This is a genomic window from Microcoleus sp. AR_TQ3_B6, assembly GCF_036702785.1.
GTDB lineage: Bacteria > Cyanobacteriota > Cyanobacteriia > Cyanobacteriales > Microcoleaceae > Microcoleus.
On record NZ_JAUBVJ010000017.1, the window covers coordinates 40505 to 52730 of the forward strand.

General features: G+C 45.8%; 10 protein-coding genes and 2 pseudogenes. 4 read left to right on the forward strand and 8 right to left on the reverse strand.

Going from position 1 to position 12226, the window contains the following annotated elements; translation table 11 throughout:
- Positions 1–167 precede the first annotated feature (167 nt).
- Positions 168–1694 (forward strand): ferredoxin:protochlorophyllide reductase (ATP-dependent) subunit B, encoded by a 1527-nt coding sequence (bchB, locus tag QUB56_RS11145; protein WP_332955209.1) that lies wholly within the window; start codon positions 168–170, stop codon positions 1692–1694.
- A gap of 420 nt (positions 1695–2114) precedes the next feature.
- Here bchB and QUB56_RS11150 read toward each other — a convergent pair whose 3' ends face one another.
- Both QUB56_RS11150 and QUB56_RS11155 read right to left on the reverse strand, forming a co-directional pair.
- Entirely contained in the window at positions 2115–2744 is a 630-nt protein-coding gene (locus QUB56_RS11150) for a Uma2 family endonuclease (RefSeq protein ID WP_332955210.1), read from the reverse strand.
- A gap of 137 nt (positions 2745–2881) precedes the next feature.
- A complete protein-coding gene (locus QUB56_RS11155; RefSeq protein ID WP_332955257.1) occupies positions 2882–3088 on the reverse strand; it encodes a hypothetical protein in 207 nt (68 codons plus the stop codon).
- Between the two features lie 182 nt (positions 3089–3270).
- Here QUB56_RS11155 and QUB56_RS11160 point away from each other — a divergent pair, with 182 nt between their 5' ends.
- Complete coding sequence (locus QUB56_RS11160; RefSeq protein ID WP_332955211.1) at positions 3271–3459, forward strand: ribbon-helix-helix domain-containing protein; 189 nt, start codon at positions 3271–3273, stop codon at positions 3457–3459.
- A gap of 175 nt (positions 3460–3634) precedes the next feature.
- Here QUB56_RS11160 and QUB56_RS11165 read toward each other — a convergent pair whose 3' ends face one another.
- Positions 3635–7336 carry an NACHT C-terminal alpha/beta 1 domain-containing protein gene (locus QUB56_RS11165; RefSeq protein ID WP_332955212.1) on the reverse strand — a complete coding sequence of 1234 codons (3702 nt, stop codon included), beginning with the start codon at positions 7334–7336 and terminating at the stop codon, positions 3635–3637.
- 334 nt (positions 7337–7670) lie between these two features.
- Between QUB56_RS11165 and QUB56_RS11170 the strand changes: the two genes are divergently transcribed.
- Positions 7671–7991, forward strand: a complete 321-nt coding sequence (locus QUB56_RS11170; RefSeq protein WP_332955213.1) for a hypothetical protein — start codon at positions 7671–7673, stop codon at positions 7989–7991.
- A gap of 41 nt (positions 7992–8032) precedes the next feature.
- Here QUB56_RS11170 and QUB56_RS11175 read toward each other — a convergent pair.
- The 5 genes and pseudogenes from QUB56_RS11175 to QUB56_RS11195 all read right to left on the reverse strand — a co-directional run.
- Positions 8033–8167 (reverse strand): annotated as a pseudogene (locus QUB56_RS11175) (Mo-dependent nitrogenase C-terminal domain-containing protein); the annotation flags it as partial.
- Positions 8168–8412: 245 nt separating this feature from the next.
- Positions 8413–9249 (reverse strand): SGNH/GDSL hydrolase family protein, encoded by an 837-nt coding sequence (locus tag QUB56_RS11180; RefSeq protein WP_332955214.1) that lies wholly within the window; start codon positions 9247–9249, stop codon positions 8413–8415.
- A gap of 588 nt (positions 9250–9837) precedes the next feature.
- Entirely contained in the window at positions 9838–9978 is a 141-nt protein-coding gene (locus QUB56_RS11185) for a hypothetical protein (RefSeq protein WP_332955215.1), read from the reverse strand.
- A 294-nt stretch (positions 9979–10272) separates the two neighbouring features.
- Positions 10273–10536: pseudogene (locus QUB56_RS11190) on the reverse strand (ISKra4 family transposase); the annotation flags it as partial.
- Between the two features lie 76 nt (positions 10537–10612).
- Entirely contained in the window at positions 10613–10990 is a 378-nt protein-coding gene (locus QUB56_RS11195) for a Mo-dependent nitrogenase C-terminal domain-containing protein (protein ID WP_332955217.1), read from the reverse strand.
- A gap of 470 nt (positions 10991–11460) precedes the next feature.
- On the opposite strand from QUB56_RS11195, the gene QUB56_RS11200 reads away from it, so the two are divergent.
- Entirely contained in the window at positions 11461–12051 is a 591-nt protein-coding gene (locus QUB56_RS11200) for a rhomboid family intramembrane serine protease (protein WP_332955218.1), read from the forward strand.
- The last annotated feature ends 175 nt before the right edge of the window (positions 12052–12226 follow it).

Sequence of the window (12226 nt, forward strand, 5' to 3'; positions counted from 1 at the left end):
CGTGCTAACATTACCCCGCAAGGGAGATCGAGGCAACCATACCTCACGCCTTGGGGCAACCATACCCCTCCACCCCTCGCCCGAGGGGATTCAAAGCGGTTTTAACCGCCAAGTAGTTTCTTCTCAGGTCTAAAGAGTCTGAGTTTCCCACTTACCGAGTATTTTTTATGAAATTGGCTTATTGGATGTACGCAGGCCCAGCCCACATCGGCACTTTGCGCGTAGCCACTTCCTTCAAAAACGTCCATGCGATCATGCACGCACCGATTGGAGACGACTATTTTAACGTCATGCGTTCCATGCTGGAGAGGGAACGGGATTTCACCCCGGTAACTACCAGCGTTGTTGACAGACACGTACTGGCGCGGGGTTCGCAGGAACGGGTGGTGGACAACATCACCCGCAAAGACAGAGAAGAACACCCAGATTTAATCGTGCTCACCCCGACTTGCACCTCCAGCATTCTGCAAGAAGACTTGGAAAACTTCGTGGAACGAGCTCAATTGGATGCTAAAGGCGATGTATTGCTGGCGGATGTTAACCATTACCGCGTCAACGAACTGCAAGCAGCCGATCGCACTTTGGATCAAATCGTCCAATTTTACATTAACAAAGCCCGCAAAAAAGGCGATTTAGTAGAAGCCAAAAGCGAAAAACCATCTGTCAACATTATCGGTATGTCTACCCTGGGTTTCCACAACCAGCACGACTGCACCGAGTTGAAGCGTTTGATGGCAGATTTGGGCATTGAAGTCAACGAAGTTATTCCCGAAGGTGCTTCGGTTCATAACTTAAAAAGACTGCCGCGCGCTTGGTTTAACTTGGTTCCTTATCGGGAATTGGGGATGATGGCCGGGGAGTATTTGCAAAAAGAATTCGGCACGCCGATGGTGGATATTACGCCGATGGGTGTGGTGGAAACTGCGCGCTGTATCCGCAAGATTCAGCAAGTGTTGAATGCTCAAGGTGCGGATGTTGATTACGAGAATTTTATTGACCAACAAACTCGATTTGTGTCGCAGGCTGCTTGGTTTTCGCGATCGATCGACTGCCAAAACTTAACGGGCAAAAAAGCCGTTGTATTTGGCGATAATACCCACGCTGCGGCGATGACGAAGATTTTGGCTCGCGAGATGGGAATCCACGTTGTGTGGGCTGGAACCTACTGCAAACACGATGCTGATTGGTTCCGGGAACAGGTAAGCGAGTATTGCGATGAAGTGCTGGTGACGGACGATCACGGGGCGATCGGAGATGCGATCGCCAAAGCGGAACCTTCGGCGATTTTCGGTACGCAAATGGAACGCCACGTCGGTAAGCGGTTGGATATTCCCTGCGGCGTAATTGCTGCACCGATTCACGTCCAAAATTTCCCGATCGGCTACAAGCCATTTTTGGGTTATGAAGGCACGAATCAGTGCGTAGATTTGGTGTACAATTCCTTTACTTTGGGAATGGAAGACCACTTGCTGGAAATCTTCGGCGGCCACGATACTAAGGAAGTGATTACGAAGGGTATTTCGGCTGATTCTGATATGGCTTGGACGAAGGATGGACAGGCTGAGTTGAATAAAATCCCTGGTTTTGTGCGGGGTAAGGTGAAGCGGAATACTGAGAAGTTTGCGCGCGATCGGGGGATTGATAAGATTACCGTTGAGGTGCTTTACGCAGCGAAGGAATCTGTCGGCGCGTAGGTTATTGGTGGGGTGGGCATTTGCCCACCTTACTTAGTAATATCAACTCCGGTAGCATCGGAATTAATATTACTCACAGTCAGGACACGGCAGTGCCGTGTCCCTACCTCCATTAATTGTAGGGACACGGCACTGCCCATTGGTGTCAACTTAACGTCAAACCCAATCACAGACTGCTGTTTGACTATTAAATCTAGATCCCCCCTAGCCCCCCTTAAGAAGGGGGGGACAAGAGTCTTCTGAAAGTCCCCCTTCTTAAGGGGGATTTAGGGGGATCTAGACTCAGGTAAAACCGATATTTATCAAGGATTTCAGTCTTAAGTTGACACCAATGGGCACGGCGCCGTGTCCTCTATATCATTCCGATGCAACCGGAAACAATATGACGATCGCCCTTTTCAAACAAGCGTGCGATCGACCTTATTCTTCCGCGCTATCTTCTGGCTCATTTTCCGCCTCAAAATCCACCTTCTCATACATATCTGCTAGCGGTACTTCAACTTTAAAAAAATCAAAAACTAGCGCTGTATCCTCTTCATCGTACTGACTGTAGGACCATCGCTTGTTTGCCAACTTGCAATACTGCTCTACATAAATTCGCGATTGGTCAATTAGAATATACTCTTGAAAGGTCGGCAGCGTTTGATAAAACTGAAACTTATCGCTGCGATCGTAACTTTTGGTAGATTTGGATAAAACTTCAATAATAACTTGAGGATTTATTACCGTATCTTTGCGATTGTTGTAATACTCAGGTTTCCCTAAAATTACCATCACATCGGGATAAGTATAAAATCGCTTTTTCGGCATCCACAGGCGCAGGTCACCCATGAAAATATTATAATCAAGTCCCTTAAGAGCAAGACGTAATGCTATACTCATATTCAGGGAAATGTGATTGTGATTTGTACTTGCACCTGTGATGGGAATAATTACTCCGTCGCAATATTCACTTTTAGACTCTGCTGTTTCTTCCAAAGCTAGATATTCTTCTGGAGTAAAGTATCGCTGTGCTGTTGGCTGTTCTGTTACTTGTAGACTAGCTGTCACGGTTTTTTACCCAATTCAATTAATATCTTGCGTCCAGTCTAACATTGCCCAAAAATGCGATCGCCCGAATCAAACATTCGGGCGATTAAGAATGGGATAGCTTCGCCGCGCGTACTTTCAGAGAGTCGCAACCAAAATTAGTCGATCGGATCGAAAACTAGAGTCAATCGAGCACCGGGAAGCAGTTGTTTGAGAACTCGCAAGTGACCCTCTGCATCTGACCAACTGCGAAAGCGACCCACAACGACCCTTTGCAGATTCGGAAGCAAACGAACCACAATCCACGGTCTGAGACGTTTCTCATACGGCATAATAGGTGTATCTCCTTTATTAATTGGAGCCATAGCCAGTCCTTGCTTTTCCACGGCGGGGGACTGGCTTTTGACTTTGCACCTGTAGTGTGCTGTAAAAATTATTGCACAAAAGGCCCTCATTGGTAGCAAAAAATTACTAAAATAGCGTTATCGCACCACGTTCGGCGTAAACTTGTATGATTGGGAGCGTTAGCACAAGGCAAATATTGACAGTGAGCAAGCGCGTTCACATAACACTCCCCGACTACATCTATGAATCTTTAGAGCAGTGGGCCGATCGACAAGGTAGACCCACAGCCAGCTTGATAGCTTTTATTGTTGAAACAGCGGTGTTGGAAGCCAAAAAAAAAGGAGACATACCCCCTGAGCCTGAAGATCCCAAGAGCGACAGTAGTTCCTAGGGTGCGTCGCCACCCAAAATCTCAGACTTGCATATCGATAATCTTAGTCCTGGACGCAGAAACCGGGTTTTTTACGAAAATATTGGCTTGTAGCCTTTAATATCGGTAAAAAACCCGGTTTCTTTGGTTTGATGTGTCCAGGAGTGAATCTAATAGCGACCCACCTGTGCGATGATTAACTTTCCCATACAACTTGGCAAATCCACCGCACGATCGCTCCAATCAAATCAGATTGACTGAGTGAAAAAGCTGTCAGCGAATCCGCGTTATTCTCGCTAACAATAGCAATATTGCCGTCAAACTTGCTTAAATCGTTGACAAATGTCTCGCTAAATCCAGTCGCCTCTTCCCCCCGCGAGTTGTAGAATACTAAGATGAAAGATTTCTCGCTATCCACCAGCAGCAAATCCCAATAAGTTTGTAAATCTGCCATTGTTTTCGGTGTGCCATCCTCACTTTTGGGACAGCCTTGTTTCAGCATTTCGGTGTAAATCTTGGCGGCGGGGTTGTCGGGGTTGATGAAGTTTTTGCTGTCGATGAACAGGAGTTGGATTTGAGTGGATAATTCGGCTTGATTATTGATTTCTCTGGCAATGTCTTGGGGGAAAGTTTGCCAATCGGGAACTTCAGGATGGGGTGTGGTGGGTGGATGGTGCCATGCGTGATAGAAGGTGGGGTAAGGGAGATTTTGGGCACAGTGCCAGATGACTTTGTAGGAATTGTTGTATCTGTCAAAGTCATTTTCGTAAGTCTCATCGGATAGGCAATTTTTTAAGGCAGTGACAACCCCTTTCATTTGCTGAGTTTCTGTCATTTTTGTTGTTAAAAAAAAGGCTGCTGTCTCCTGTCTAGATTTATCCTCACCTGTGAGGATAAATTGAGTTAAATCTGCAATCGGATATGGGTTGCCTTCGTCTATTACCCCTAACCTATTTGTGTCTATTTTCCCTAACCTATTTTCTGCTTGATACCGAATATTTTTATCTCCAGAGGTGTGGAGTAACTCAGTCAAAGCGACGATAGAATCTGGGTTGCTTTCGTCTATTTTCCATAAGCTATCTGCTGCTTGCAACCGAATAAATTCATTCTCCGAGGTGCGGGTTAACTCAGTTAAAGCGGCGATCGCATCTGAGTTATCTTCGTCTATTTTCCCTAAGCTTTCTGCTGCCCGCTGCCGGATAGATTCATCCTCAGAGGTGCGGATTAACTCAGTTAAAGCGGCGATCACATCTGGATTGCCTTCCTCTATTTCCCCTAACCTATTTGCTGCCAGGCACCGGATACCTTCATCCTCAGAGGTGCGGGTTAACTCAGTTAAAGCCGCAATCGCATCTGGATTGCCTTCCTCTATTTGCCCTAAGCTATATGCTGCCAGCCACCGGATATCTTCATTCTCAGAGGGGCGGATTAACTCTGTTAAAGCGACGATCGCATTTGGGTTGCCTTTGCCTCCTATTTCCTCTAAAGTATATGCTGCGTTCTGCCGGATTTCAAAATCCTCAGAGGTACGGATTAAGTCAGTTAAAGCAGTGATCGCATCTGTGTTGCCTTCATCTATTTTTGCTAAGATTGTTGTTGCCATACACCGAATATCTTGATCCTCAGAGGTGCAGATTAACTCAGTTAAAGCAGCGATCGCATCTGGGTTGCTTTGGCCTATTTCCCCTAAGTTTATTACTGCCTTATACCAAATATCTTCATCCTCACAGGTGCGAATTAACTCTGTTAAAGTAGCGATCACATCTGGGTTGCCTTCGTCTATTTCTTCTAAGATTATTGCTGCCATACACCGAATATCTTCATCCTCAGAGGTGCGGAGCAACTCAGTTAAAGCGCCGATCGCTCTTGTACGATCACTCTCGGGCAATATTGCTTTTGATGCTTCGGCAATTGGATCTAAAAATGTCTGCCACTCCTGCTTTTCAATATTGAAATAACCAAATCCCCACTGCACAATTTGAGCAACGATCGCATCAGCCAAAGAACAATCCTTAAACTCATCAATTAATACAGCCGCTAAAAAATAAGCTCGATACCAATAAAACTCATCTTCAATTCCATCATCAAACTCGACCAACGCCTGAATAAATGCTTCCTTCTCCTCCCTATCCACATCCTTTCGCCCCATCCACAACAACATCACCTCTTTCCACTGCCGCTCGAAAATCGGATAAATCTCCTGCTGCTGATTCTGCGGCACGTGATTCAAGAAAAAGTGCCAATCCTCAATCTGGCAGGCTGCAAAATATTCCTGAAAAGAAGGATGATAGAAAGCATAAACAGATTTCAGCGGGTTTTCGGCATCACCTCCGACTCGATTCAGCCAACCTAAGTCAATTGCTTTTTTAAATAACTCTGGATGCGGTTGCTCCAGATGTTTGCTCACAAACCAATCCGGCAATATCGATTTATATCCAGCTTCAATTGCTGTCCGTGCAAACTTTCTCAAGGCAGCATTTAAGTTTGTTCTCTGTGCTGGTGTTGTCGGGAAAGCTTGTTTTTTGAAATCATAAAGCGCTACGACAAATACCTCATAAAGTTCGGCTTTAGTATCCGGTAATTTTTGCTGTCCGAATTCCCAAGTTAAACACAGCAGGAATAACCGCAGGGGATTGCGTACTAAATCTTTGATTCGCTCTTTTCCCGGTTCGTCTAAGGCGGCGCGGAGATTCGCCCCCAGCTTCCCCTTACCCAGGGGGGGAGCAGGAATTGAGGTGGTTTCTTTGGCGCGTAGAACCCCCCCCAGCCCCCCCTTGGTAAGGGGGGGAGCAGGAATGGAAGTAGTTTCCACCCTGGGTAAGAGATTAGGAATCGGGCCAGTTTCCCCCCTTGGCAAGGGGGGATTAAGGGGGGTAAACCATCGATCGATAAACAATTTCACCTGATCGCAATTCTCGCCGTCTCCATAGCTGAAATCGAGCATTCTATAAGTATCAAAATCAGACAGGGCATTCCCCGTTGCCTCCCAAATATTCAGGCGGCAACTGATTACTATTCGTACTTTATCAAATACCCGTTCTCTCAACTGTGGCGACAGAGTTCCCAGGGAATCGGCTATTCCCATTTCATCCGCGCCGTCCAACAGCAACCAGATTTTTCCTTCACTCAGTAATTCATTAAATTCTTTCACCCATTCCGCAGGTGCAGCATCCAATTTTCCCGCCGCTATTCGCAGCCAATCTTCGATTAAATATTTGCACAAAGGTTTTTTCACCTCTGCTAAGGATATCCATACCGGCAAATATTCAGTTTCCGCCAATATACGATCGCCAATTTTGAACAATTGAGTGGTTTTTCCCGCACCCGGTTCGCCGATGACAGCAAGGCGTTTGCCGTTGCTTTTAGGGCTGTCACTGTTAGCGAGGACTTTTTGGCAAAATTCGTCGTAACTGATAAGTTTTCCGGCTTCCTGATAAGCTTGGGAACCTATTTGAGGGGAAAAATCATCGCGGCGCTGGGGTTTTTGCTGGCGTTCGATTAATCCCAAGGGGACGTGGTCGAGGTCTATTTTTCGCCCTAAGTCGTTAGCAAAAAAAGTGTTGGCTGCTTGTCGCTTGGTTTGGGCTGCGGCGCGGCAGGTTTCGCGCCAGTCAATTTGGGTTGCTGGCGGTGAGGGTGGGCTCCATTCGTGGCGATCGACAATTTCGGTTATTTGTAAACTTAAAGCTTGGCAAATTGCGTTAGCATAACCTCTCTCAATTCCTATACCCTTGAAAAACCGCTCAACAGTCTTGTGACTTCCGATACCAGCCTTTTCGGCAATACTGGGAAATGTCCAAGGTTTGCCGTTATCGTCTTTTCCAGTATTTTTGGCGTTGTTGAGTTTGGCAATTCCGTCTGGAGTCGCCGGAATTCCTCGATCGCGCGTTTCGCCCATAGGTATCAGACTGATGTGATTCCCGATATTATAGCGGTTTTCTCTGGGGTGGAATACACATCAGTCCTTGACGCATTCAGACCAAAGAAACCGGGTTTTTACCTAATATGTGGACTGCGACGCGTCTTTTCGTAAAAAACCCGGTTTCTGACCACCCGCGCTTAAGTCCTAACAGATATTCGGTAGGGATACAGCATTGCTGTGTCTTTACTGTGTCTTGGTTACGAGATGTGCGATCGGGACAGAAAGGGGAACTTAATATCTGTCCGTTATTGGCCTGGTACTACCGCAGCTATTCAGTTATTTATAAATTAACCCATTGAGAAAACCCGCCATGACTACACAACAATTCAAAATCATTTTGGCTCAAAATCCGCAGATTCAATTATTCATCTGGCTGGCTTTCATCGAGTACGCAGAACTAGAAAGCCTCGAATCGAGTAAAAAATCACTCTCCCAGGAGTTCAAAGATATTGTCAAAAATCACAAATTCACCTCCGTTGTTGGACAATTGACCGAGTTTGGCATCGTCAATTTAATCTCGTGGTTAGATCCAGTTTCAGGATTTTGGATTGGTATTGTTTGCTTAGTTTGGCATATTTTCCAGGATATTAGGGAAGAAGACGAAGAAGACAGCGATAGTCACTCCAAATAGGTTCGCAGCATCGGACTTTAGTCCTCGGTTGGGAATGAGAATTAACAATAGGTCGTCACATCTTCGCCACACTCGTCAGCCAAATAACACAAAGCTCGAAAGCGCAGCCCAACCACTTGCTCGTAAAGCGGATTTAACTTGCACAGCGGCGGAATGGAGAATAAAGTGCGATCGCCCGCGAGGAAAATTCTACAATAGACCTCTTGCAAAAATGCTGAGACCCCTCCCCTTAGTAAGGGGAAGGAGCCTAATTTTTCTTGCTTCCCCCCGAAGCTGCGGGGGGACTGAGGGGGGTGTTTTTGACTTTTGCAAGAGGTCTAATATCAGATGAGCCAATATTGCCCTAATGCAAAAAGTTATGTCAACCTTTACTCCAAGGAAGCATCCCGCTATTGTGGCGCCCGTCGGGCCTAAAAATAGTTTAGCGAAGCATCCCCAATTCAGATTTCATCATCCCGCTTTCCTGCACAATCGCGGAGGCTGCTTCCCCCAAAATTTTGTGTGCGGCCGTCGTCGGATGAATGCCGTCCCAAAACAAAAATCGATCGGGACTACCACAAACACCTGCACCCGATAAACACGCACTCATCACATTAGTCAAGCCATATTTAGCCGGATTTGCTCTCGCATCCCGATAAAGCGCATTAGCATCCAGAGTCGCAATTTTTAAGTCAGAATGCTGTTGACTTAATACCTTAACCGTTCGCCTCAAACCCTGATTGTGTGCTTGTGTTAATGCAGTGAGGCTTGCCGAATTAGCGCTTGTTCGCGTCGCCGGTAACTGCCCCAAATCTGGTAAATTTGCCAGCAGGATATTTTTGGCACCCACACCAGCAAGAGATGCGATCGCCCTCCCCACATTTTCAACCGGAATATTCGCATTATTTCCCCCCTGCAAATAGTCATTCGCCCCCGCCCACAGTACATACAGCGCATGAGGATTTGCCTGTTTGTGGGAGTTAGTCCACGACTCAACTTGAGTTAACAAGCCAGGGACAAGGCTGTTGCGATCGCTTCGGGTTGTTGCACCTCCACAGGCAAAATTAGTGACTCGTTCAGGCGGCAACTTTAGGCGATCGGCAAGATACTCTACCCAAACCTTACCATTCGAGTAACGCCCTTGAAAGTAAGTCGAACGAGGCGGATACTGACCCCCGCTGGATCGAAACACCATTCCCATATCGGAAAGACTGTCGCCAAATACATATAGTTCATTGACAGCCTCAGAACTTTGAGCTGATAGGATGAGTGCAACCATAAAAGATAAAAGCGCAATAATTACTGCAAAAAACGTTTTTTTCAACACTTAGTATTAGTTAGATGCTTAAAATATTTGATAATTTGTAGCCGGTAATTACCGAGCTCGGTATTTGGCGATTTAGTGTGAGTTATATTCTTGAAATCGCTTAAATATTAGCCCCAACTACTAATATATCAATTACTCGTTACTAGGCTCTGCCTGGTAACGCATATCCGGAGGAAGAGCCTCCATAGTCTGGGCCGAGGCAGAGCAAGAGTGACATCGGTTCCCAGGAAGAGCCTGGAAGTTAACCAGTTATTGAAACTGATGCGAGGATTGCTATATTAGCCCCAATTACTAATATATCAATTTGGTAAAAAATGCGGGGAGTAAAACTGAACCTTAATTGTGAGTTGCCTCACTCCACTGCTCAACCTACATAGATTGGTGATGTCCTTGACATTTTTCTAATGGTATCTAGCTCATACCGCTGTAGAGGGGAAAAAACCGTACATATTTTGGGAGATTACCCAATAAAGTTAGGCAAAAGACGAACCTGCAGCATCCCGGTTTGGCGCTGTTGAGCCTCAAACGGATATTGAGCCGTTAAGGTACACCGAAGCATCCCATTTGATTGACATTTTTCATCAACCACAGCAATCCTGAAATTTTCAACCTTCTATCAATTTGTTTTACTGCCGACTCTACAGCCCCCAAACCTCCAAAGCAAACCTTTTGTGTTGACAATTGCTCTTCGTTAACAACCCGGAGGCGATGCTTCTTCAAATAAGCATAAAAGTTCTACGCTGGTTTTTGACGGCAAGACTTACATCAATTGATAGTTTCCTCGCCTCGTCCTTGCGACAGAAATTCCTTACCCCGTCAGGCCAGACGCTTCAACGACCCATCCGACCTTATATCAATTCCGGTTAGATGGGAATGATTAAACCACAGAGGGCACAGAGGACACAGAGAAAGAGAAGAGAGAGATAATAATTCCGATGAAGGGCGGACATGATATTACATAGATTTTCAACCTTCGTGATACCAATCTAAAATTTCCCGCCAGGCCCCGTCAGGATTCAACTGGACAATAACATTGCAAATGCCATCATGACCATCTCCCAAACAGGTTAGTACCTCTGATAAAGGCTGACTGTTCAGATAATTAATTAACGCTTGATTGTCAAGAAAAAATGCCGCGTAATAACTGCCGTGCAGCCGCACAGCCTTGCAGTCAAGCCAGTGACTGCCCTCTCCCTCTTCTTTTCTGAGACGGACTTTCCCCCCATCCATACTGGTTTCCTTACCAAACAAAAACCCTCCCCAACAAGGATAAGGGAGAGTGAAAAGACAGTGAGAAATTTAAGTTTTTGGAGAATTAACAATAGGGAGTCACATCCTCGCCACACTCGTCAGCCAAATAACACAAAGCACGAAACCGCAGCCCAACCACTTGCTCGTAAAGCGGATTTAACTTGCACAGAGGCGGAATGTGAAATAAAGTGCGATCGCCAATTTTGACTTCCCGCTCAAACGGACACTGGCTGGGAATAAATTTACACAGCAAGCGAGCCAACTTTTGACTTTTAATTGCGGTGTTATCAAGCCATTGTTTTAGCGGATGCAAGGGGTCAAAGTGTGGCTTTTGACCGTAAGGTTGAGATTTTGTAGCGACACTAACTGCGGTTTCTTGTTTGCCCAACGATACCCAACTTGGTAGAGTTCGGTAGGAGACTGTATGCTCAAATACATTCATTTTGCTCTGTTCCTCTTTTATAACGAGGTGCCAAGAACTCTCTGTAGAGCTTGTGCGATCTTATCTACAATCAGGATCTACAGCATCTCGTTTGGCTTTACCGGATTGAACTTCTTAAATTAATGACTTTAGGCGAGAAAATTAGTTCCGGATTTTTTTAGGCACGGTGTGCGATCTAAAAAGTGTCCTCATTTCAAGCCCAACGATTGATTGAGCGGGTAAAAATTCTGTCTTCTACGTTCTAGCTTCTACCATCGGTTGACTCTCCTTTTGTAGTTCATCTACAATTTTGACGCATCGAGGTGAATTATTCCATAAGTGAAAATGCGGAACTTTTAATGAAAGTTATAATATTTCTAAATAAGCTCTGCTGCAAAAAACCCTGAAACCGGGCGCCCACTATCTTTTCTCGCGATCGCGAGGGAAACTCCTACAATTAGAAATAATCGGTATCACCGCCCTCACCACCCATGAGCAACCCAGAAACCAAAACTATCACCCGCGAATTGCAAACCCACGCCGCCATCCTCGGTGGCTTCGTCTCCCTCCTCTGGATTATCGAAATTGTCGATGTATTCCTGTTCCGAGGCAGGCTGAATGCCTACGGAGTCCGCCCCCGCAGCATCGACGGACTTGAAGGCATCTTGTTTATGCCTTTTCTGCACGGCAGTTTTGCTCACTTAGCTGCCAATACCCTCCCTTTTGTGACATTGGGTTGGTTGATTATGCTGCGAGAAATTAGCGACTTTTTTATCGTGAGTGCTATCACTGTGCTAGTCAGCGGATTGGGAGTTTGGCTGACTGGTGCGCCTAATTCCGTTCACATTGGTGCTAGCGGATTAATCTTTGGTTACTTCGGATTTTTGCTGCTGCGGGGCTATTTTGAACGCAGCTTTACCTCTATTTTGTTATCTTTAATTGTCGGTTTCTTCTACGGCAGTTTAATTTGGGGAGTTTTGCCCTCGCAGCCGGGAGTTTCCTGGCAAGGGCATTTCTTTGGCTTTGTTGGCGGGGTATTAACAGCCCAACTTTTAGGGCGGCAGAAACGGCCAATTAACTAGAATAAGACTGAGGCTGCATTGTATCATCACCTTGGTTTCTTGCTGATAAATTATCTGAAATCGCAGGTTTTTTGGCAAGAAACCCGATTTATTTAGTAATAGAAATTCTGAAAAGTATGGCTAAATATAGATGGTACGCGAGCATCTGTAAGGACACAGCATTGAAGTCTGCGCC